Consider the following 20,499-nt stretch of genomic DNA (forward strand, 5'->3'; position numbering starts at 1 on the left):
AAGATATTGCGACGCAACACCTCTGACCAGTCCATTGACTCACTGTCGATTTCACGATTGAACAGGTTGTTGACGCGCAGCTTCCAACAAAGTGTATCTGGCGGCTGAGCAGTCCCAACGAGAGCAGGGGACGCTAGGCCGCTGATTTAATGAGAAAAAACTAGGCGTTTCGACCGCACAGAGACGAGATATTCGACAGACAACTTCGATATATATGCTGCTTCCTTAACGCTGAGTAGTCTGCACAGCTGCGAATTTCCGGCTGAGGGGATGTCGTTTACAATCTTGATCAGGAACAACGTAACGTTGCCGCTGCCTTTCGCAACACGATCAATCAGATCTTCTGATATCGCTGTCAATCATAGAAAACCCGCGCCGCTCGACTATCAGCGTGTAATCACATTGGTCGCTCACTCACAGAGCCCTTTCAGATTACTGATTACTGATTACTACTGTTGGGGCACAACAACAGGGCCAGTAACTTGCGATGTGAATCCTTGACCGCCTGTATAACCTGTTGTGCTTTATCCTTAACCATTTGCACCACTGGCGAATAGACTACTGGAGCCAACACCGTTAGAGCATTTTGAATGCGAACTTGCGCTTACAATCATGAAGATTTTCCTCGGACAGTAGAAACAGCTTCAGCATGCAATGAAAGGTCTGAAGTAATCAGCTATTTCTGATGCCCTCCAGGGTTGAGGTTCAAAAACACTAGCCACTCAGGAGTCAGACCTTTCCTGCTCGGAACTCATCGCCCCCCTTGAGCAACTCCCCCTAAAGGCGCTTTACCGCATCACAGGCGCACCTCTACCGCAATCAGCAGTCGTTTTCGCATCATCTACAGGCACGACTGTCAATCAGCCTCATATCGCGCCCCAAGCTGCGCAGCTTGCCAGCCCAATGGTGGGCGCTTCCACAGGCCTCCATACTGATCAGACACTACGGCATGATGGCAAAAAGGTGATGACTTGGTCGCATTTGAGTTGCTTCCTCAGAACGGTCTTGCCATGCTCATTAACACTGCGCACCTGAAGTTCATTTTCAGCCAAGTCGATACTAACGGTCATAATTTTTATACCGGACGCTCCTCTTGATTTGTGGTTTCTAGGGCCCTTCCACTATGGCACGTTGAGACCTCTGGTTCCGGGATCGCGGCATAGATCGCCTTGAAGCGGGCGTAGATCATACGGATATGACTGAACAGTTCACTGAAGCCATCGCGCCCAGTAGCAACATCAAGATCCTCCCAGCGATCATTGAAGGCCTCGTGCTTGTCCTCATGCAACTTGATGTTCACTATGAATTACAGCCTCTGAACCCCCAGCATCAGCGCTAAAACAAAGCCCCTGCCGAGATCCGGTGGGGGCTTTGTTTTAGCCGAGTTCAACTCAGCGAGGTCGCCCTTGCCTGCGCCTGTCAGTAAGCGCCGATCAGTTGCTTGAGCATGCGTTTGAACGTTTCGATCTGCTGCGCCGAGAACTCGGCGAACACCCGGCCCTGCTGCTCGGAGGCAATGGTCCATAGGGCTTCAGTCTGCTTGACGCCCTCGACGGTCAGGCCGAAGTAACCGGCCAGTCGATCCTCCACCAGGCCCTTGCGCTTGAGAATATCCACCGACTGTTCGATCTCACGCATCGGCATCGCCACTTCGCGCTGTAATCCATTCATATCCAGGCCCTCATCGCTCTCCAACACCATCAGCATGCGCGCCTCACTCGTGCGCAAACCGCTGGATAGCTGGAGTGGCTGGTAGTCGGCCTGGTAGCTGCGCACGGCCTGGGTCATCAGGTAATATAGGTTATGACTCAGACGGCCCTCAAAGGCGCTTTTCTGGGCGTCTTCAGGGCGCGATGTCAGACGCGGATGCGGCAGCACCGAGGAGTAGGCGCCCTGGTGATAGAGCAATGGCGACCGGCCGAAGTCATCAAAGGCCACGACCTTACCGATCAGGATCCAATGATCGCCACCGTCTACCTGCTGGTACATCTGGCATTGAAACCGCGCGGCGCAATCGCTGAGCAGCGGTGCGCCACCGGCGCCCTCTTCCCAGGTAACCCCGGCAAACTTGTCGTCCCTAGGGCGGGCGAACTGATTGGACAAATCAATCTGGTCAGCCGCCAGAATATTCACCGCAAAGTGGCTGGCATCGTTGAACACGTCATAGCTGGTGGAGCGTTTGTCGATGCTCCAGAGAATCAGCGCCGGGTCCAGCGAAACCGAGTTGAAGCTATTGGCCGTGACCCCCACCTGACGGCTACCAATGGCCGCCGTCATGATGGTCACACCCGTTGCAAAATTGCCCAAGGCGCGGCGAAAAGCGCGCGGATCGAAGCCCGCGTCTGATGGGTGGGTCATGTTGTCCTCAGTGCCGGGCGAACCCGGCAGGTCGATACGTGAAAGAGGGTACCCCTAACCAGGGGATGCCTAAAGAGCGTTGCGCCTTTAGACCATGCTCGGATCTGGCTCGAGCCCCATCAATTCACGTCCGAGGATTTGCGCGCAGACGTCGTAGTCGGTGTAAGCATGGGCCGCCGTCATATGGGAATCGCGCCACAGACGCTGCAACTCATTGGTTTCCATCCAGGCGGTTCCGCCAGCAGCTTCGAACAAGCGATCCACCGCGGCCACGCACATCTTCACCGCATAGGCCTGATTGGTGCGCCAGAACGCCAGGGTTTCGCGGCTGGGGTATTCATGGCGCTCGCCATGGGCGGCGTGGTCCTGCCAGGTCTTTTCCAGGAAGGCGCGGGCCGCGGCCACTTGATGAGTCGATTCGGCCAGGCGCATCAGCGCTGGCGTGGCGGCGCCGACATTGACGCCGGTATAGGCGCGTACTCGATTACGGGTCTTGTCCTTGAAGGCAGCGAGCATGCGCTCGGCAATGCCCAGGCTGATGCTCGCAAAACCGCTGGCAAAATACGGACGATAAGGGCCGTAGAAAATCTTGCTGTCGGGGTACAAATCAACGCCGGCGGACTTGCCTTCCATCATGTCCTTGGCTTTCTGGATCCGGTGCTCGGGGACAAAGACGTTGTCGATGGACAGGGTCTTGGTGCCACTGCCCTTCATGCCCAAGGCGTACCAGTCATCAATGATCTGGTAGTCACTGCGCGGCAGCACGGCGAAGCAGTAGTCCTGCGCGCCCTCGGCATTCGGCCGGCGGCAACCGACAATTGCCCACTCCGCATGATCGCTGCCACTGCTCCAGCCCATCTGGCCGCTGAACATCACGCCGCCTTCCACTTCCTCGACCTTGCCAAACGGCGCGATGGAACTGCTTGCCGTGGCATGAGGATTGGCCCCCCAGACTTCGTCCTGTAATTGCTTGGAGAACATCGCCAATTGATGGCTGTGGGTACACAGCAGGCTCATGGCCCAGGCGGTACTTGCACAGGCGCCGGCCAGCACGGCCACGCAGTCGCAAAAATCCGGCAGGGACATTTCCAGACCGCCAAAGGCCTTGGGCTGGAAGGCACGGTGCATACCGATGCCCTTGAGCATGGCGATATTTTCGGCCGGGACCATGCGGTCCTTCTCGGCCTGGGTGGCATTGCCGGCGATAACGGGCAGGATTTCCTTGAGGGCCTCAAGGAGCGGGATTGGTTTTTTCATTGTTAGCGACCTTGTTTTTAGAAATTCGCTGATCTGGCTGGGCCTGCATGCAGGCGGCCCGCCAGTCGCCATAAAACGGAATGCTAGAGATCCCGGCGGGCGTTCAAGGCTCGATTATGCGCAGCCAGGGCAGTCGCCAAAATGGACATTCCAAACTCCCCATTGCATTTTCCATGGCCTTTGCCCACGCCACCACCGCCCAGGGGGCATGGCACGCCAAAAAACCATTAACAATACAACGAAAACAGTACCATGACGCCCCCATCCGGCAGCGGAGCCACTCCTCGCCACGCGTCACTGGCCCAGAACCTTGCGCGCTCTGCGCCACCGTAATTTCCGCCTGTATTTTATCGGCCATGCTATTTCCACCTTGGGCACCCGGACCCAGCAGGTGGCGTTGTCATGGCTGATCCCCCAATTGCTGGTGGGTCCGTTTGCCGGGGCCTGGATCGATCGGCACGACAAGCGCCGGCTGCTGATTATGGTCAAAGCGGCGCTGGCCCTGCTGGCACTGATCCTCGCCGGCCTGACTGCCAGCGAGCAAATTGAGCCGGCGCTGATCGTGATCATGGCCGCCCTGCTCGGCGTACTCAATGCCGTGGACACTCCGTTGCGGCAGTCGCTGCTCAGCCAATTTGTCGATGACCGCCAGGACCTGCCCAATGCCCTGACCCTCAATACCATGTTGTTCACCTCGTCACGCTTTATGCCGGTCTGCTGCTGGCGGTGGTCAGCGAGGCCCTGTGCTTTGCACTGAATGCGGCCTCCTACCCGGCGCTCGTGATTGGCCTGGCCTGCATCCACCTGCCACCCTCGGCGCGCGCCTGCGGTTCGTACGGCAATGTATTGCGCGAAGGCCTGCGCTATGTGCTGAACGACCGGCAGGTGAAACAGTTGATGCTCAGCGTACTGATGATCAACCTCACCGCCTCCAGCTATGGGGTGCTGCTGCGGGTCTTTGCCCGCGATATCTTCAAAGGTGATGCCACGACCCTGGGCTGGCTGTGGGGCGCGGCCGGACTCGGTTCGCTGGCGTCCAGCGCGGTCCTGGCCGGCAATCGCAGTACGGCGCCGCTGCACCGGTTTATTCTGGCCAGCACTGCCGTCCGTACACTGGCCATTCTCTTGTTCGCTGCCAGCACCCAGTTCTGGTTGTCATTGATCGCGATAGGGTTGCTCGGTTTCGGCATCACGATCTGCAATATCGGCACCAATATCTTCTTGCAAAGCGATGCACCCGAGGCCCTTAGAGGCCGAGTGGTATCGCTGTACACCTCAACCCGGTTCGGCTTCGATGTCATCGGCGGCTTGCTGGCCGGGCTGCTGGCCGTGCACCTCGGCGCGCCAGGCGTGCTGCTCAGCGCCGGGGCGCTATTGCTGACCTACACCGCCTGGGCCGCCCGCTAGCCGGGTATCAAAGCCGCGTAAGGCGAAACGCGAAGAAGGCGCCACTGTCGGCCTCCCCGACCACCAGATCCATGGGCCAGGGCGCGCCGTTGTAGCAAAGCGCTGGCCAGGGTGCCCAGACCAAACTGCATGGCTACCGCCAGCCCTGCCGCCGCGCCGGCCTGCCGGGGGGGATCGCCATCAGGCTCGCCAGGCTGCTGGAGACAACCAGTTCCGTCACACTGACAAACCGCAGTACGCACAGCACCAGTGCCGGCAGACCTCCCACCTCAAAGCCGGCGCAGAGCAACAGGCCAAACCCGAGCCCGCCACCACCAAGACGCCGAACCCAAGCAGACGCAGGGAGCCGAGCAGCCCGACAAAATGCACCTTGAGAAAGCTCACACCCATGATCCCACCGATATTCAGGGCGAACAGCCAGGCGTAGTGCAGGGGAGAGATGCCGAAGTGCTCGATATAAACAAAAGGCGAAGCGGTGATAAAGACAAACATGCCGCCGAATATCAGGTCCATACACAGGATATAGCCCAGCGCCTAAGGCTTGCGGGCGATAACGGCATAGGGCCTTGAAAGCACTCGCCAGCGAAGTACCTCACGCCTCGTACGGATGGGTTTCGGGAATAAAGCGAATCACCAGCAACAAGCACGCCCCGACAACCACCAGCAGTACCACAGACAGCATGCACCAGCCGCTGAACAGCAACAGCCCCCCTGCACCGCCGCGACCAGGGTGACAATCAACGTCACCTGCTGCATCAACGGCAGCACCCGCGCCGCATCATTGAGCGCGAACAGGTCGCGGCCAATCACCCGGGCCAGCACGGAAGCCGCCGCACCGCCAAGCGCCTGCACCAGGCGCTTGGCGATCAACTGGCCCGGCTCGCTGGCCAGGGCACAACCCAGGGTGGCAAACAGATACAGCACGATGCCGGCCATCAGCAGACACCGCCGACCAAAGCGGTCGGACAGCAGCACGTAGAACAACATGCCCAGGCTGAAACCGGCGAGAAACAGACCGATGGTCAATTGAATCTGCTGCTCACTGGCGCCCAGATCGGCGGCAATAAACGGCAGGCTTGGCAGGTACATATCGATCGACAACGCACCAGTGCGGCAAGCAGGATAATTAGGCGTTGGGGCTGGCGGACAAGGGACATGCCGTCTCCGGCTTATCACACGAAAAAAGCCGCCCGAAGGCGGCCCACAGGAGCGTTTGCTACGTTAGAACGCAAGCAGCCACAGGCTCAGTCCGGGGAACGCAACCAGCAAGACAATGCGCACCAGATCCGAACACAGGAAGGGTACGATCCCCTTCGCGGTTTCCCCATAGGGCACATCACCGGCGCTGCGCTGGACGATAAACAGGTTCATGCCCAGCGGCGGATGGATCAGGCCTATCTCCACCACCATCAGCGCCAGGATGCCGAACCAGATGGACTTGTCGGTCTCGCTCATGCCGAAGAAATCCAGGCCCATAACCATCGGGTAGAAGATCGGGATGGTCAGCAGGATCATCGCCAGCGAGTCCATGACACACCCCAGCAGCAGGTACAGGCCCAGGATAATCACCAACACCAACATCGGTGCCAGGCCGCTACCAATCACCCACGCCGCCAGCTCGCCCGGCATCTGCGTCAGCGCAAGGCCCGAGTTGAGCAGGTCGGCACCCAGCAGCACGAGGAAGATCATCGCCGTGGTTTCGGCTGTGCCGAGCATGCTAGCGCGAAAGCCGGTCCAGCGCATGCCGCCTTGCACGACTGCCAGAATCCCGCAGGCCGCCGCGCCGATGGAGGCCGCCTCGGTTGGGTTGGCCCAGCCACCGTAGATACCGACGATCACCACCAAGAACACGCCAATCACCGGCAATATGCTGATCAGGGCCTTGGCTCGCTCCACGGGCGTCGCCTTGACCGATACGGTCGCTTCGCTTTCGCGGGCAACCATGACCCGTAGCACGATCATATAGCCGATGATCGCCAGGACGCCCGGCACAATGGCTGCGACAAACAGCTTGGCAATCGATTCTTGGGTCAACACCGCATAGATGATCAGCGGCACCGACGGTGGAATCAAAATACCCAGCGTGCCACCTGCAGCCACCGTGGCCGTGGCGAGGCGCCCGGAATAGTTGTGCCGACGCAGTTCCGGCAGCGCCACATGGCTCATGGTCGCGGCGGTGGCCAGCGACGAGCCGCAGATCGCGCCGAAACCGGCACAGGCGCCAATCGCCGACAAGCCCATACCGCCTCTCCAGTGGCCGATAAACGCTGCGGCGCAACGGAAAATCGCCCGGGATAGACCTCCATGGGTCGCAAACTGCCCCATCATCACAAACAACGGAATCACCGCCAGGTCGTAGTTGGACAACCGCGAGTAAGCCAGAGAGTTAAGGGTGAACATCAGGCTCGAGAGATCACCGTCGTTGAGCGCCCAAAAGCAGGCAGCCCCACCGATCAGCATGGTCACGCCAATATGCACCCGCAGCAGCAACAGACCCATGGTGATGCCCAGGGCAATCAGCCCCAATACCAAACCGCTCATGCGCGCCTCCCGGCTTTACGACAGACATCCTGCACCCGTGCCAGGGCGCACAAACCCAAGAGAACCAAGCTCGGTACGATAAACAGCAGGGGAATCCATAGCGGGAAGGACAGCAGCGTGGTGGTTTCACCAAACTCGTGGCTTTCGAGCATCTGCAACCAGGTGCGCCAGGCCAGAATCCAGGCCGCGGCGCAGCACAGCAGATGCCCGATGCAATCGAGCGTGTCGCGAGCCCTGGCCGGCAGCCAGGAGGTCAGCGCATCGACCTTGATATGGGTGCCGCGCAACTCGCATAGCGGCAGAAAGGCGGCGATGGCAATAGCCGCGCCCACCTCCACCAACTCCATATCGCCACGCACCGGCATGGAAAACAGCTTGCGCCCGACGATGGACACCAGGGACATAGCAATCAGGCCGATCAGCAATATGCCGCCAGCCATTGCAAAGCCCCGGGTCAACCACAACAGGCCGCCCCGTAGCCAGCCACGATGCTGCTCCGCATCGAAATCTATGATTAGAGATTCCTGCATGGCAATTACTTCACAAGACCGGACAGGCTGCGAACGTCCTGAACCAGTGCCTTGCCGTCGAGCCCCTTGTCATTGGCTTCGTTGACCCACTGCTCCACGGCCATGGTCGACGCCGCCTGCATCTCGCCGTAAGCTTTCAAGTCGATATTGACCAGACCGGCGGCCGGGGTGGCTGCCAGCGCCGCATCGGTCGCCTTGTCCCACGCGGTCGCGAAGCGCTCGGACAATGCCTTACCGCTGTTACGCTCGATGATCGCTTTCAGGTCATCTGGCAGGCTGTCGAACTTTTTCTGGTTCATCAGCATCGCCAATACGGTGTAGCCAAAGGCCGGCTGCCCGGCGGGCGTCACGCTGTGGTACTGGGTGACTTCATCGAGCTTGGTCGCTGGAACCACTTCCCAGGCAGCCAGCGCACCGTCGACTACGCCCTTGGAAATCGCTTCGGTCATCTGCGCCGGCGGCATGCTCACCGGTGTGGAGCCGAAGCTTTCAACGGTTTTCGCTGCGGTACGGCTCGAAGCGCGCAGCTTCAGGCCCTTGAGGTCGGCCAGGGCTTGCACGGCCTTGCCCCGGGTGTGCAGGCTCATCCCGCCGTCACCGTGTACCACCAGCACCTTGTAGCCCTTGAAGTCTTCCTTGGCGTACTGCTCGTAGAAACTCCAGATGATCGCGTTACCCGCCTTGCCGCCGTAAGGCAGTACGAATGGTAGCTCCAGCGCCTCGACGCGCGGGAACTTGCCGGCCGAATAGGCCGGGGCAGTCCAAACGATATCGGCCACGCCATTGCGTGCCATATCTGCCAGCTTGGCCGGAGTACCACCCAGTTGCATCGACGGATAGATCTGGCACTTGATGCGATCGGCGGACTCCTGGCGCAACTGCTCGCACCACGGCTCGATGATGTTGGCCTGGGCATTAGACGTCGAAGGCAAGAAGTGAGCGATCTTGAGGGTAACGGTTTCATCAGCCTGGGCCGATCCGGCGCCCACCACGGCCAGACACAAGGCAGTAATTTTGATTGTTTTCATGGTGTTAGCTCCGTGTTGTTGTTGTGGCCACGCTGGCGCGATAGCTCTGAGGAAGCGCAATACGTTAATAAGTTAATTTTTTTCTTGAAATTGTCAACCACCCGCCGCGCATTCCCTCAATCGTCGCGGGGGATTTATCGCCTGCGAAAATAGCTTGATAGTCATTTAAATCAGATAGATACATATAAAAACAAGCGGAAAAACCGTTTATACATTTTTTAATGAGCCTAAAAATATCATTGTTAATAACTTAACAATATGACTACATTATTTTCACGCGGCACCAGACTCCACCGCCGCGTCGACACGTCAACATCTATCCTAGAGATAACAACAATGATCAGGATTTCACGCTCCACCCTGGCACTGGCCTGCCTGTTCGGCACAACCTGTGGCTTCAGCCACATGGCAAACGCCTACTTCATCAGCGACACCAAGGCCAGTATCGAAGCGCGCAACATGTACATGAACCGCGATTTCCGCCAAAATAACGCACCTCAGAACAAGGCCGAGGAATGGGCGCAGGGCTTTACCGCCCGGATTGAATCGGGGTTCACCGAAGGCACCATCGGCTTCGGCCTGGACGCCATCGCCGAGACGGCCATCAAGCTCGACTCCAGCCGTGATCGGCGCGGCACTGGCCTACTGGCCTATGGCGCCGACAGCCTGGAACCGGAAGACAACTACAGTGAACTGGGCATCGCCGCCAAGCTGCGACTGTCCAAAACTGTGCTCAAGGTCGGGACCTTGCAGCCCCAGTTGCCGGTGGCCGCCTACAACGACACCCGCCTGCTCTCTTCCACCTACACCGGCGGCCTGGTCACCTCCCAGGAAATCGACGGCCTGACCCTCAACGCCGGGCGCCTGGAGAAGATTAACCTGCGCGACTCGTCGAGCAATGACGAGATGAACTACGCCGGCGTGGAAAGCGCCCACCTCGACCTGGCAGGTGGCAGCTACGCCATCAACCCGGCCCTGGTGGTGAGCTACTACTACGCCAAGATGGACAATATCTACCAGCAGCACTACGCCGGGCTGGTGCACAACGCCAAGCTGGCCGAAGGCGTGACGCTGAAGACCGATTTGCGCTACTTCGACACCGGCGAGCAAGGCGACCATCGCTATCGCAGCGCCGCCCGTGTCGACGGCGGCCGGATCGACAACCGCTTCTTCAACGGCATGCTGACCCTGGGCGTGGGTGCCCATAAATTCGGGGCTGGCTACCAGAGCCTGTCCGGCGACGGTGATTTCGCCTACCCGGGCCTGGACCCGTACTCGGTCAACCTGGTGACGATCAACGTCTTCACCAAGGCCAACACCGATGCCTGGCAAGCCCGCTACGACTATGACTTCGCCGCGCTGGGAGTGCCCGGCCTGGCGTTTATGACCCGCTACGTCAACGGTCGCAATATCGAGACCGCCAGGGTCAGCAACGGTCGCGAATGGGAGCGTGACACCGACCTGGTCTACACATTCCAGTCCGGGACCGTCAAAGGCCTGAATATCCGCCTGCGCAATGCCAGCCTGCGCTCCAGCAATGGTCTGACCTCGGACATCGACGAAAACCGCGTCATCATCGGCTACACCTTGCCGATGCTGTAAAACAAAACGGCCCCGGTGTTCGCCGGGGCCGCTTTTCGAGTGCGTATCGCTCAAGGCTCAGCTTTCAGGGCCGACACGGCTGCGTAGCCGATACTCACCCGGCGTCACGCCGGCATGTCGACTGAAAAACCGGCTGAAATAGGCCGGATCCTTGAAGCCCAGCAAGTAGCAGATCTCGTTCACCGTACTCCCCGTGAACAGCAGCAGGCGCTTGGCCTCCTGCATCAACCGCTCGAACACCAGGCGCTTGGAAGGCCTGCCGGCGATGCGCCGACAGACATGGTTCAGTCGCGCCTCGGCCACCCCCAGCAATTGCGCATAACGGCTCAGGGGCAAGTGCTCAAGGTAGTGCGCCTCGATCTGCATGCTAAAGCGCTGGAAGATCTGCAGATCCTCGCTGCGTGACGGCTGCGCGGACAACGAAGGTGCCGACAAACGCAACACACTGATCAGAATCAGCCGCGTCAGCGCCTCCAGACTGATGACCCGCCCCGGGTGATTAGCCGCAAATTCGCTGCGCAGTTGATCGAGCAACAGGGTCAGACGCTGCACTTCGCCGGCATAAACCCCATCGAGATCACCGACCGCGACGCAGATCGGCGCAATACGCGCGCCACCGGCCAACCCCACACTGTCTTCCAGCAAGGGCCAAACCAGTTGCTGGCTAACCGTCAGTACATGGCCGTCACTTTGCGCATCGGTGACAAAGGCATGGGCAATGGTCGGCGGCGTAAGGAAGAACATCGGCCCTTCCTGCAGGTAATACTGGTCATCCAGGTACACCCGCACCGTACCGCTCTTGACGTAGTGCAGCTGGAAAAACCGGTCATGGCGATGCACATGCATATCGCGGCCGAAAAAATCCGCCAGGTTGCCCAAGGCATCGTAATGCACCTCGGCATCGGCATAGCGCTGGCCATAGGCCTGACCGATATGGATGTTGGGAATTGCCGGCTGTACCACCATCAGCACCACTCATTGAGTCAAACGGGGTTGGAACGGCCCTAGAGCTTGACCTGCTTCAACTCTTCGAGCAGGCCCAGCAGTTGCTGCAGCTTTTCCTCGCCGAACTGCTCGAGGATACGTTGATAGTTGCTCTCCATATCCTCGCTCATCGAGACAAAGCACTGCTGCCCCTTCTCCGTCAGCCCCACATGCACGCGGCGCTGATCCTGGGGGGAGCGCCAGCGCCGGACCAGGCCATCGCGCTCCATGCGTGACAGTACGCCAGTCATGCTCGGCTTGAGGATGCAGGCCTGTTCGGCCAACTGATAGCTTTCCAACTCACCGTTCTGGCGCAGGATGCGAATGATCCGCCACTGCTGTTCGGTCAGACCGTGTTGATTGAGCGAGGGACGAAAGAAACCCATGGCCGCTTCGCGCGCTTGCAACAGGGTCAAGGTCAGTGAGGGACGAGGTGAGGACATAAGAGGATCGGCTCTCCGGCCAAAATAGTAATAAGTGAGTGATTTAAACAATAACCAAGGCTCCGACGCAAACCAGTAAATGTGTAACGGCACTGGCCCGACGAACCCGACTGAGAAGCAGCCTAGCCGCAGACTAGCGGTTGACTATGACGAATGCTGCACTCAGCTAGAAATCACCTGATGGAAGATCCATGACTTGACCATCGTTAACATATTAATTATAAAGCTAGCATGTTAACAATTAACCGGCGAGCGCCCCCTCGCCAACCGTTACCCACTGGGACTGCCCAGCCCGATCCAGGAGTGAAGCATGCGTCGCGCCGCTAGTGAAATCGCCACAGGCAGCCTGTTCGGCATTGCCTTGAACTACCAAGGCCTGCTGCAAAGCCGTTTGGCCGAATTCGACCAAACGCCCTACCAGAAACCACCGGTCAAGCCGGTGCTGTTTATCAAGACCCCAAACACCCGCAACGGCGATGGCCAGCCGGTAGTCGCGCCGACCGGCGAGCGCTTGCAGCCCGGCCCCGCCCTGGGCGTGGTGATCGGCAAGGACGCCAGCCGCGTCAGCGTCGAGCAGGCTTTTGAGCATGTGGCCGGCTACGTGATCGTCAATGAATTCAGCCTGCCGGAAGACAGCTACTACCGCCCTGCGGTCAAGGCCAAGTGCCGTGACGGTTTCTGCTCAATCAGCACGCAAGTGGTTGGGGTCGACGAAATCGCCGCCCCCCACAACCTGACCCTGACGCTGCTGGTCAACGGCAAAGTCCGTCAGGAAAACACCACCGCTAATTTCGTGCGCAGCATCGGCCAGTTGATCGCCGAGCTCAGTGAATTCATGACCCTTCATGCCGGCGACATTTTGATTACCGGCACACCGGAAGGCCGCGTCGACGTGCAGCCGGGCGACCAGGTAGTCGTCGAAATCAGCGGCCTGGGCCGCCTGTCCAACACCGTCGTGGCGCAGTAAGGAGCCCTTTATGAAACACGCCCGTATTCGCTACGAAGACCAGGTCTACACCGTCACGGTTGAAGCTGACAACGCCGTGCGCCTACCGGACGGCCGCCTGCTGGCCGAAAGCGCCGTAAAGTGGCTACCGCCTGCCGAAGGCAGCATGTTCGCCCTGGGCCTAAACTACGCCGACCATGCCGCCGAACTGTCCTTCGCCCCACCGACCGAGCCGCTGGCCTTTATCAAATCGCCGGGTACCTACACCGGCCACAACCAGGTCACCTGGCGCCCGGACAATATCAAGTACATGCACTACGAGTGCGAACTGGTGGCCGTGATCGGCAAGCTGGCACGCAACGTCAAGCGCGAAGACGCCCTGCACTACCTGGCCGGCTACACCCTATGCAATGACTACGCGATCCGCGACTACCTGGAAAACTACTACCGGCCCAACCTGCGCGTGAAAAACCGTGACGCCACCACCCCGGTCGGCCCATGGATCGTTGATGTGGCCGATGTGCCGGCCCCGTCCAAGCTGACACTGCGCACCTGGATCAATGGCGAATTGAAACAGGAAGGCACCACTGCCGACATGATCTTTGACATCCCCTACCTGATCGAATACTTCTCCAGCTTCATGACCCTGCAGCCCGGCGACATGATCGCCACCGGCACGCCGGAAGGCCTGGCCGACGTGGTGCCAGGCGATGAAGTGGTGGTGGAAGTGGAAGGCGTTGGCCGCCTGGTCAACCGCATCGTCAGCGAAAGCGAATTCTTTGCCGCACGCGGCTAATACCAGAACAAGAAAGAGGCACACAGCATGATCAAGCACTGGATCAATGGTCGGGAAGTCGAGAGCAAGGACGTCTTCACCAACTACAACCCAGCCACCGGCGAAGCCATCGGTGAAGTCGCCAGCGGCGGCGCAGACGAAATCAATCTGGCGGTCGCGGCTGCCAAAGAAGCTTTCCCGAAGTGGGCCAATACCCCAGCCAAGGAGCGCGCCAAGCTGATGCGCAAGCTCGGTGAATTGATCGAGCAGAACGTGCCCCATCTCGCCGAACTGGAAACCCTAGACACCGGCCTGCCGATCCACCAGACCAAGAACGTGCTGATCCCTCGGGCCTCGCACAATTTCGACTTCTTCGCCGAAGTCTGCACTCGCATGGACGGCCACAGCTATCCGGTCGACGACCAGATGCTCAACTACACCCTGTATCAACCCGTCGGCGTGTGCGGCCTGGTGTCGCCGTGGAACGTGCCATTTATGACGGCCACCTGGAAAACCGCGCCCTGCCTGGCCCTGGGCAACACCGCGGTGTTGAAGATGAGCGAACTGTCGCCGCTGACCGCCAATGAACTGGGCCGTTTGGCCCGGGAAGCCGGCATCCCGCCAGGGGTACTCAACGTGGTCCAGGGCTACGGCGCCACCGCCGGTGACGCGCTGGTGCGCCACCCCGATGTGCGGGCCATCTCCTTCACCGGCGGCACGGCCACCGGGCGCAAGATCATGCAGACCGCTGGCCTGAAAAAGTACTCCATGGAACTGGGCGGCAAGTCGCCGGTGCTGATCTTCGACGACGCCGACCTGGACCGGGCCCTTGATGCCGCGCTGTTCACCATCTTTTCCCTGAACGGCGAGCGCTGCACCGCCGGCAGCCGGATCTTTATCCAGGAAACCGTCTACGACCAATTTGTCGCCGAGTTCGCGGCCCGCGCCAAGCGCCTGATTGTCGGCGATCCAACCGACCCGAAAACCCAGGTCGGCTCCATGATCACCCAGGCCCACTACGACAAGGTCACCGGCTATATCAAGATTGGTCTCGAAGAAGGCGCGACCCTGCTTGCCGGCGGCCTGGAACGCCCGGCCAACCTGCCGGCGCACCTGGCCAAGGGGCAGTTTATCCAGCCGACAGTGTTTGCCGACGTCAATAACAGCATGCGCATCGCCCAGGAAGAAATCTTCGGCCCGGTGGCCTGCCTGATCAAGTTCAAGGACGAAGCCGAGTCCCTGCGCCTGGCCAACGACACCGAATACGGCCTGGCTTCCTACATCTGGACCCAGGACATCGGCAAGGCCCACCGTCTGGCCCGTGGCATCGAAGCCGGCATGGTCTTTATCAACAGCCAGAACGTGCGCGACCTGCGCCAGCCATTCGGCGGTGTGAAGGGCTCGGGCACCGGCCGTGAAGGCGGCCAGTACAGCTTCGAAGTGTTCGCCGAAATCAAAAACGTGTGCATTTCCATGGGCAGCCATCACATCCCGCGCTGGGGCGTGTGACGTACTGCTCGCAAGCGTGACCCGACCGGGCTTATAAACCGGTCCGGGTCGCCAGTTTCCTGCGTGCAGACCAATCACAAGAACCCAGGCCTCCAGGGGCCACGCTAGGAGAAAGACCATGGGCACACTCGCTCTGGCTGCCAAAGTCACCCACGTTCCATCGATGTACCTGTCCGAACTGCCGGGCCCGCGCCAGGGCTTTCGTAAGGCGGCCATCGACGGCCATCTAGAAATCAGCCGGCGCTGCCGCGAGTTGGGCGTCGACACCATCGTGGTGTTCGACACCCACTGGCTGGTCAACGCCAATTACCACATCAACTGCGCCCCGCAGTTTAAGGGCCTGTACACCAGTAACGAGTTGCCTCACTTCATCAGCAATATGGAGTACGCATTCCCCGGCAACCCGACACTGGGCAAGATTCTCGCCGACGCCTGCAACGCGTTCGGCGTGGAAACCATGGCCCACGACGCCACGACCCTGGCGCCGGAGTATGGCACCCTGGTGCCGATGCGCTATATGAACGCCGACCAGCATTTCAAGGTCGTCTCGGTCTCGTCGCTGTGCACTTCGCACTTTCTCAACGACAGCGCCCGCCTTGGCTGGGCCATGCGCAAGGCGGTGGAAGACCACTACGACGGCACCGTGGCATTTTTGGCCAGCGGCTCGTTGTCCCACCGCTTTGCCCAAAATGGCCAGGCGCCGGAGTTTGCCACCAAGATCTGGAGCCCGTTCCTCGAAAGCCTCGACGAGCGCGTGATCCAGATGTGGGAGAACGCCGAGTGGGAACGGTTCTGCGCGATGCTGCCCGAATACGCGGCCAAGGGCCATGGCGAAGGCTTTATGCACGACACCGCCATGCTGCTCGGCGCCCTGGGCTGGTCGAAGTACGACGGCCAAGCCGAAGTGCTGACACCCTACTTCGCGGCCTCCGGCACCGGGCAAATCAACGCGGTGTTCCCGGTCACGCCCCAGGATGGTTCGAGCCTTCCTCCGGCCCAGGCCTCCAACCCGGCCGACGTCGCGTACGCTGGCCGGATCTGAGCAACACCTGGCCCAGCCACCGCTCCACCACGTGGAGCGGTGGCTGGGCCAAGCCTTGCTCGATCGCCAAACAGGAAAGCCCCCATGCCTCATCTGGTACTGCTCTACACCCCCGAACTGGAACAGCAGGCCGATATGACCGGCCTGTGCCGCGTCCTGGCCGACACCATGCTGGCGCAGCGCGACGAAAACGCTAAAGCGGTGTTCCCCACCGGCGGTACTCGCGTCCTCGCCTACCCTGCCGCGCACTGCGCCGTGGCCGATGGCCAGGGCGATTACACCTTTCTCTACGCCAACCTGCGCATGGGCGCGGACCGCAGCGCCGCCGTGCACAAGACCGTGGGCGACAACCTGCTGGCGGTCCTGTGCGACAGGCTCGGCGCACTGGTTGCGCAGCACCCGATGGGCATCACCCTACAAATCGATGAAGCCCCCGGCCAGGTCTACGATGGTAAACACAGCAGCCTGCACCCCCTCTTCAACAAGACTTCCTGAGGTTTCACATGCTTGACGCCGCTTTTATCCAACAGGCCGCTACCCGCCTCGACGCCGCCGAGCGCTCGCGGACACAGGTGCGCCAGTTCTCCCTCGATTACCCGCAAATCACCCTCGAGGACGCCTACGCCATCCAGCGCGCCTGGGTCGCCCAGAAAATCAAGGATGGGCGCAAGCTGGTCGGCCACAAGATCGGCCTGACTTCGCGCGCCATGCAGGTCTCGTCCAATATCAGCGAGCCGGACTACGGCGCGCTGCTCGACGACATGTTTTTCGACGAAGGCACCGATATTCCCTTCGAGCGCTTTATCGTGCCGCGCGTGGAAGTCGAACTGGCGTTTATCCTCAGCAAGCCGCTCAAGGGCCCGAATGTCACGGTCTTCGACGTGCTTGATGCCACCGAATGGGTGATCCCGGCGCTGGAAATCATCGACGCGCGCATCCAGCAGGTCGACCCACAGACCCAGGCCTCCCGCAAGGTCTTCGACACCATTTCCGACAACGCCGCCAATGCCGGCGTGGTCATGGGCGGGCGCGCCGTAAGGCCGAGCGAAATCGACTTGCGCAAGGTCCCGGCGGTGCTCTACCGCAATGGCGTGATCGAGGAATCCGGCGTTTCCGCCGCCGTCCTCAACCATCCGGCCAAAGGCGTGGCCTGGCTGGCCAACAAACTGGCGCCCTACAGCGTCACCCTGGAGCCGGGCCAGATCATCCTGGGCGGCTCGTTTACCCGTCCGGTCGCGGCCAACCCCGGCGACACCTTCCACGTCGACTACGACATGCTCGGCAGCATCGCCTGCCGCTTTGTCTAAGCCCCGTCACGCCTAGAGTGCAGGGCAACCCTGCCCGCACTTCAAAGAGGAGCCTCGCTATGCACATGCCCATCAACACCTTCAAGCAACGCCTCAAGTCCGACCCGGCGCAGATCGGCCTGTGGCTGGGCCTGGCCGATGCCTACTGCGCCGAACTGGCGGCCAATGCCGGATTCGACTGGCTGCTGATCGACGGCGAGCATGCGCCCAATGACCTGCGCGGCCTGCTCGGTCAATTGCAGGCCGTGGCGCCCTATGCCTCGCAGCCGGTCATCCGCCCGGTGATCGGTGATACCGCGCTAATCAAGCAGATCCTCGATATCGGTGCCCAGACCCTACTGGTGCCCATGGTCGAAAGCGCCGAACAGGCCCGCGAACTGGTCCGCGCCATCCACTACCCGCCACGCGGCGTACGGGGCGTCGGCAGTGCCCTGGCCCGTGCTTCGCGCTGGAACAGCATCCCCGGCTACCTCGATCAGGCCGATGAACAGATGTGCCTGCTGGTGCAGATCGAGAATCTCGAAGGCCTGGCCAAACTGGATGAAATCGTCGCGGTGGAAGGGGTCGACGGGGTGTTTATCGGCCCGGCCGATCTGAGCGCCTCCATGGGTCATCGCGGCAACCCCGGCCACCCGGTCGTACAAGCGGCCATCGAGGACGCCATTGTGCGGATCCACAAGACCGGCAAGGCCGCCGGGATTCTCAGTGCCGACCAGACACTGGCGCGGCGCTATATCGAACTGGGCGCCAAATTTGTCGCCGTCGGCGTCGACACCACCGTGCTGATGCGCGGCCTGCAGACCCTGGTCGGCGCCTTTAAGGACGACCCCGGTCCCGACAGCGCAGGCGGCGGCGTTTACTGATCGCCACCGGCCTACCGCCTACCCCCTTATCTGCCGAGAACCTTATGAAGCTCACCGATCCCCACCTCCTGCGCCAATAGGCCTATAAGGCATCATCACAGGTAGACCGTGAAAGCTGTCTTCGTGATGCAGGTGAAGATTGCTGTTGCCTACGTGACGCTTGGATGGGTAAGTCATGGTAATGATTCGGTCGCGGTAGGGACGGCAGTTACCTGCCGCCCCCCGCTCAGATCCGTACGTGCGGAACTATCGCATACGGCTCCTGCCTTGGGTACGTGACGCAAAGCGATCCTCAGGATAAGGATGTGCATTTCTGGGTCTTGGTATACAGAGGTCGGCAAGGCGTCCGTAGCGTGACCATTGAAGCCGATGACGCTGGCTGCGACGTTTGAGGGCTTGCCGCCATAGACGGCATACCGCCAACCGAAAACCGCCAACCGAAAACCGCCAAGACGTATCAGGTTTCCCGGCACCGCGTGGTAATTGAAGTACCCACTGACAACCCGGTTAAGCCACTGACCCACGACCCGAACAGGCTCATGACGTCGGCGTTTCAGCTCATCCCGGATAGCCAGTAGCGTTGCACGCATTCGCTTCTTGACCGTCAGTCGCAGTATTTGAAACCCACCGCTTCTGTTGGTACTACAACAGTGCGTGAAGCCCAGGAAGTCAAATGTCTCCGGTTTACCTAAACCTCGCTTTCTACGATTTCTCGCAGCAAAACGACCAAACTCAATCAGCCGTGTCTTCGAAGCGTTGAGCGATAAACCGAACCTGGCCAGCCGTTCCCGCAATTTCTCCAAGAACTGCTGAGCCTGCCATTGCGTCCTGAAACCCACCACACTGTCGTCCGCGTAACGCACGACAATCACATCGCCACGGGCGTGGCGCTGGCGCCACTGCCTTACCCATAGATCCAGCACGTAGTGAAGATAGATATTCGCCAGTAACGGCGATATATCCCCGGTGTTGGCCAACATGACGCTGGATGGGTTGGAAGCGAGGCTGGCGGAAACATTTCCCAACGCCAAGTGGACAGCCCGAAAAATGCAGATGGTGCGTTATGCAGATGTTTTCATCATCACTGGCTGTTCGAAAGAGTGGCTGGAGAATGAAGTCAGGCCCGCTGTGGTTGAGTTCCTGGCAGAGCGTGGACTTGTCCTCTCTCCGGAAAAAACCAAAATAACGCACATAGGGGACGGGTTCGACTTCCTCGGATGGAACTTGCGCAAGTACAACGGCAAGCTCCTGATAAAGCCATCGAAAGCGAACATCAGGGCTCACCTCGCCAAGCTCCGGGAAGTGATCAAGACCAACAAGGCGATCAAGCAGGTCAATTTGATAGAGCTGCTCAACCCAATTTTACGGGGGTGGGCGAACTATCATAGCCACGTGGTCGCCAAGAAAGTCTTCAATCAGGTAGACAGCGAAGTCTGGACAATGCTCTGGCGTTGGGCGGTGAGACGGCATCCGCGCAAAGGAACACGGTGGGTTAAGGACAGGTATTTCAAAGTCCGAGGATCGCGCCGGTGGGTGTCTCCACCGTTGAAAAAACCGCAGACGGTAAGACAAGGGAATACACCTTGCTGAAGGAATCGCACACGCCGATCGTGCGGCACATCAAGATCAAGGCTGCTGCCAAACCGCATGACCCCAATTGGGATGGGTATTTCGAGTTCCGCTGGGGCAAGAAAATGCTCAAATCGACGAAGGGACGAGCGAAGCTGTATCGCGTCTGGCGACAGCAAGGCGGCCTGTGTTCTTTTTGTTACAAGCCCGTTACCAAAGATACGCCGTGGCATAGTCGCCATATCGTAAAGCTGGGGGACGGCGGGACGGACGCCGCAGTCAATCTTGAAATCTACCATCTGCATTGCCCCGAGATCAGCAGTACGCCAATGTGAAAG

General features: G+C 59.9%; 23 protein-coding genes. 12 read left to right on the forward strand and 11 right to left on the reverse strand.

The genetic code is table 11. The features are described from left to right. Positions 1-1,075 precede the first annotated feature (1,075 nt). The 3 genes from BLL42_RS29990 to BLL42_RS29015 all read right to left on the reverse strand — a co-directional run bounded on the left by BLL42_RS29990 (position 1,076) and on the right by BLL42_RS29015 (position 3,615). The gene (locus tag BLL42_RS29990; RefSeq protein ID WP_129587046.1) at positions 1,076-1,300 is read right to left on the reverse strand and encodes a hypothetical protein; all 225 of its coding nucleotides are present in this window, start codon (positions 1,298-1,300) and stop codon (positions 1,076-1,078) included. A gap of 119 nt (positions 1,301-1,419) precedes the next feature. Continuing rightward, positions 1,420-2,358, reverse strand: a complete 939-nt coding sequence (locus BLL42_RS29010) for a p-hydroxyphenylacetate 3-hydroxylase reductase component (protein WP_071556121.1) — start codon at positions 2,356-2,358, stop codon at positions 1,420-1,422. 87 nt (positions 2,359-2,445) lie between these two features. Further along, positions 2,446-3,615 (reverse strand): p-hydroxyphenylacetate 3-hydroxylase oxygenase component, encoded by a 1,170-nt coding sequence (locus BLL42_RS29015; RefSeq protein ID WP_071556122.1) that lies wholly within the window; start codon positions 3,613-3,615, stop codon positions 2,446-2,448. A gap of 310 nt (positions 3,616-3,925) precedes the next feature. Between BLL42_RS29015 and BLL42_RS30915 the strand changes: the two genes are divergently transcribed. Both BLL42_RS30915 and BLL42_RS30920 read left to right on the forward strand, forming a co-directional pair. Further along, complete coding sequence (locus tag BLL42_RS30915) at positions 3,926-4,372, forward strand: MFS transporter (protein WP_330220793.1); 447 nt, start codon at positions 3,926-3,928, stop codon at positions 4,370-4,372. Continuing rightward, positions 4,342-5,022, forward strand: coding sequence for an MFS transporter (locus tag BLL42_RS30920; RefSeq protein WP_330220794.1), 681 nt, complete (start codon positions 4,342-4,344; stop codon positions 5,020-5,022). The genes BLL42_RS30915 and BLL42_RS30920 overlap by 31 nt, the downstream gene beginning before the upstream one ends. Positions 5,023-5,238: 216 nt before the next feature. On the opposite strand, the gene BLL42_RS30710 is transcribed toward BLL42_RS30920, so the two are convergent. From BLL42_RS30710 to BLL42_RS29040, 5 genes are all read right to left on the reverse strand, one after another. Continuing rightward, entirely contained in the window at positions 5,239-5,535 is a 297-nt protein-coding gene (locus tag BLL42_RS30710; RefSeq protein ID WP_236722023.1) for a hypothetical protein, read from the reverse strand. A gap of 117 nt (positions 5,536-5,652) precedes the next feature. After that, positions 5,653-6,111, reverse strand: coding sequence for an MFS transporter (locus tag BLL42_RS30715; RefSeq protein WP_236722024.1), 459 nt, complete (start codon positions 6,109-6,111; stop codon positions 5,653-5,655). A 132-nt stretch (positions 6,112-6,243) separates the two neighbouring features. Further along, positions 6,244-7,563, reverse strand: a complete 1,320-nt coding sequence (locus tag BLL42_RS29030; RefSeq protein ID WP_071556123.1) for a TRAP transporter large permease — start codon at positions 7,561-7,563, stop codon at positions 6,244-6,246. Beyond that, the gene (locus BLL42_RS29035) at positions 7,560-8,093 is read right to left on the reverse strand and encodes a TRAP transporter small permease (RefSeq protein WP_071556124.1); all 534 of its coding nucleotides are present in this window, start codon (positions 8,091-8,093) and stop codon (positions 7,560-7,562) included. Before BLL42_RS29035 ends, BLL42_RS29030 begins: the two co-directional genes overlap by 4 nt. Before the next feature lie 5 nt (positions 8,094-8,098). Continuing rightward, on the reverse strand, positions 8,099-9,121 hold the full coding sequence (locus BLL42_RS29040) for a TRAP transporter substrate-binding protein (RefSeq protein ID WP_071556125.1): 1,023 nt from the start codon (positions 9,119-9,121) through the stop codon (positions 8,099-8,101). 336 nt (positions 9,122-9,457) lie between these two features. On the opposite strand from BLL42_RS29040, the gene BLL42_RS29045 reads away from it, so the two are divergent. Then, positions 9,458-10,723 carry an OprD family porin gene (locus BLL42_RS29045; protein ID WP_071556126.1) on the forward strand — a complete coding sequence of 422 codons (1,266 nt, stop codon included), beginning with the start codon at positions 9,458-9,460 and terminating at the stop codon, positions 10,721-10,723. A gap of 57 nt (positions 10,724-10,780) precedes the next feature. Here BLL42_RS29045 and hpaA read toward each other — a convergent pair whose 3' ends face one another. Both hpaA and hpaR read right to left on the reverse strand, forming a co-directional pair. Continuing rightward, positions 10,781-11,689, reverse strand: coding sequence for a 4-hydroxyphenylacetate catabolism regulatory protein HpaA (gene hpaA, locus BLL42_RS29050; protein ID WP_071556127.1), 909 nt, complete (start codon positions 11,687-11,689; stop codon positions 10,781-10,783). A gap of 38 nt (positions 11,690-11,727) precedes the next feature. After that, positions 11,728-12,150 carry a homoprotocatechuate degradation operon regulator HpaR gene (gene hpaR, locus BLL42_RS29055; RefSeq protein WP_071556128.1) on the reverse strand — a complete coding sequence of 141 codons (423 nt, stop codon included), beginning with the start codon at positions 12,148-12,150 and terminating at the stop codon, positions 11,728-11,730. A 310-nt stretch (positions 12,151-12,460) separates the two neighbouring features. Between hpaR and BLL42_RS29060 the strand changes: the two genes are divergently transcribed. From BLL42_RS29060 to hpaI, 7 genes are all read left to right on the forward strand, one after another. After that, on the forward strand, positions 12,461-13,117 hold the full coding sequence (locus tag BLL42_RS29060; protein WP_071556129.1) for a fumarylacetoacetate hydrolase family protein: 657 nt from the start codon (positions 12,461-12,463) through the stop codon (positions 13,115-13,117). A 10-nt stretch (positions 13,118-13,127) separates the two neighbouring features. Then, positions 13,128-13,892, forward strand: a complete 765-nt coding sequence (locus BLL42_RS29065; protein WP_071556130.1) for a fumarylacetoacetate hydrolase family protein — start codon at positions 13,128-13,130, stop codon at positions 13,890-13,892. Between the two features lie 27 nt (positions 13,893-13,919). Then, positions 13,920-15,380 (forward strand): 5-carboxymethyl-2-hydroxymuconate semialdehyde dehydrogenase, encoded by a 1,461-nt coding sequence (gene hpaE, locus BLL42_RS29070; RefSeq protein WP_071556131.1) that lies wholly within the window; start codon positions 13,920-13,922, stop codon positions 15,378-15,380. Between the two features lie 118 nt (positions 15,381-15,498). Next, complete coding sequence (gene hpaD, locus BLL42_RS29075) at positions 15,499-16,422, forward strand: 3,4-dihydroxyphenylacetate 2,3-dioxygenase (protein WP_071556132.1); 924 nt, start codon at positions 15,499-15,501, stop codon at positions 16,420-16,422. Between the two features lie 84 nt (positions 16,423-16,506). Continuing rightward, entirely contained in the window at positions 16,507-16,917 is a 411-nt protein-coding gene (locus BLL42_RS29080) for a 5-carboxymethyl-2-hydroxymuconate Delta-isomerase (protein ID WP_071556133.1), read from the forward strand. A gap of 8 nt (positions 16,918-16,925) precedes the next feature. Then, positions 16,926-17,729 (forward strand): 2-oxo-hept-4-ene-1,7-dioate hydratase, encoded by an 804-nt coding sequence (gene hpaH, locus BLL42_RS29085; protein WP_071556134.1) that lies wholly within the window; start codon positions 16,926-16,928, stop codon positions 17,727-17,729. A gap of 59 nt (positions 17,730-17,788) precedes the next feature. After that, a complete protein-coding gene (gene hpaI, locus BLL42_RS29090; protein ID WP_071556135.1) occupies positions 17,789-18,592 on the forward strand; it encodes a 4-hydroxy-2-oxoheptanedioate aldolase in 804 nt (267 codons plus the stop codon). A 173-nt stretch (positions 18,593-18,765) separates the two neighbouring features. Here hpaI and BLL42_RS29095 read toward each other — a convergent pair whose 3' ends face one another. Then, the gene (locus BLL42_RS29095; RefSeq protein WP_236722025.1) at positions 18,766-19,572 is read right to left on the reverse strand and encodes a reverse transcriptase domain-containing protein; all 807 of its coding nucleotides are present in this window, start codon (positions 19,570-19,572) and stop codon (positions 18,766-18,768) included. Here BLL42_RS29095 and BLL42_RS31275 point away from each other — a divergent pair. After that, a complete protein-coding gene (locus BLL42_RS31275; protein ID WP_236722026.1) occupies positions 19,571-20,182 on the forward strand; it encodes a group II intron maturase-specific domain-containing protein in 612 nt (203 codons plus the stop codon). The two genes, BLL42_RS29095 and BLL42_RS31275, sit on opposite strands and share 2 nt — an antisense overlap. Next, positions 20,176-20,496 (forward strand): hypothetical protein, encoded by a 321-nt coding sequence (locus BLL42_RS31280; protein ID WP_236722027.1) that lies wholly within the window; start codon positions 20,176-20,178, stop codon positions 20,494-20,496. The genes BLL42_RS31275 and BLL42_RS31280 overlap by 7 nt, the downstream gene beginning before the upstream one ends. Positions 20,497-20,499: the final 3 nt, after the last annotated feature.

Origin of the sequence: Pseudomonas frederiksbergensis (genome assembly GCF_001874645.1) — a bacterium.
Classification (GTDB): domain Bacteria; phylum Pseudomonadota; class Gammaproteobacteria; order Pseudomonadales; family Pseudomonadaceae; genus Aquipseudomonas; species Aquipseudomonas frederiksbergensis_B.

Excerpts from the sequence above, each read along its gene's own strand:
- BLL42_RS29010 (WP_071556121.1), bottom strand. The coding sequence starts at position 2,358 with ATGACCCACCCATCAGACGCGGGCTTCGATCCGCGCGCTTTTCGCCGC.
- BLL42_RS29015 (WP_071556122.1), bottom strand. The coding sequence starts at position 3,615 with ATGAAAAAACCAATCCCGCTCCTTGAGGCCCTCAAGGAAATCCTGCCC.
- BLL42_RS30710 (WP_236722023.1), bottom strand. The coding sequence starts at position 5,535 with ATGGACCTGATATTCGGCGGCATGTTTGTCTTTATCACCGCTTCGCCT.
- BLL42_RS30715 (WP_236722024.1), bottom strand. The coding sequence starts at position 6,111 with ATGTACCTGCCAAGCCTGCCGTTTATTGCCGCCGATCTGGGCGCCAGT.
- BLL42_RS29030 (WP_071556123.1), bottom strand. The coding sequence starts at position 7,563 with ATGAGCGGTTTGGTATTGGGGCTGATTGCCCTGGGCATCACCATGGGT.
- BLL42_RS29035 (WP_071556124.1), bottom strand. The coding sequence starts at position 8,093 with ATGCAGGAATCTCTAATCATAGATTTCGATGCGGAGCAGCATCGTGGC.
- BLL42_RS29040 (WP_071556125.1), bottom strand. The coding sequence starts at position 9,121 with ATGAAAACAATCAAAATTACTGCCTTGTGTCTGGCCGTGGTGGGCGCC.
- BLL42_RS29045 (WP_071556126.1), top strand. The coding sequence starts at position 9,458 with ATGATCAGGATTTCACGCTCCACCCTGGCACTGGCCTGCCTGTTCGGC.
- hpaA (WP_071556127.1), bottom strand. The coding sequence starts at position 11,689 with ATGGTGGTACAGCCGGCAATTCCCAACATCCATATCGGTCAGGCCTAT.
- hpaR (WP_071556128.1), bottom strand. The coding sequence starts at position 12,150 with ATGTCCTCACCTCGTCCCTCACTGACCTTGACCCTGTTGCAAGCGCGC.
- BLL42_RS29060 (WP_071556129.1), top strand. The coding sequence starts at position 12,461 with ATGCGTCGCGCCGCTAGTGAAATCGCCACAGGCAGCCTGTTCGGCATT.
- BLL42_RS29065 (WP_071556130.1), top strand. The coding sequence starts at position 13,128 with ATGAAACACGCCCGTATTCGCTACGAAGACCAGGTCTACACCGTCACG.
- hpaE (WP_071556131.1), top strand. The coding sequence starts at position 13,920 with ATGATCAAGCACTGGATCAATGGTCGGGAAGTCGAGAGCAAGGACGTC.
- hpaD (WP_071556132.1), top strand. The coding sequence starts at position 15,499 with ATGGGCACACTCGCTCTGGCTGCCAAAGTCACCCACGTTCCATCGATG.
- BLL42_RS29080 (WP_071556133.1), top strand. The coding sequence starts at position 16,507 with ATGCCTCATCTGGTACTGCTCTACACCCCCGAACTGGAACAGCAGGCC.
- hpaH (WP_071556134.1), top strand. The coding sequence starts at position 16,926 with ATGCTTGACGCCGCTTTTATCCAACAGGCCGCTACCCGCCTCGACGCC.
- hpaI (WP_071556135.1), top strand. The coding sequence starts at position 17,789 with ATGCACATGCCCATCAACACCTTCAAGCAACGCCTCAAGTCCGACCCG.
- BLL42_RS31275 (WP_236722026.1), top strand. The coding sequence starts at position 19,571 with ATGACGCTGGATGGGTTGGAAGCGAGGCTGGCGGAAACATTTCCCAAC.
- BLL42_RS29095 (WP_236722025.1), bottom strand. The coding sequence starts at position 19,572 with ATGTTGGCCAACACCGGGGATATATCGCCGTTACTGGCGAATATCTAT.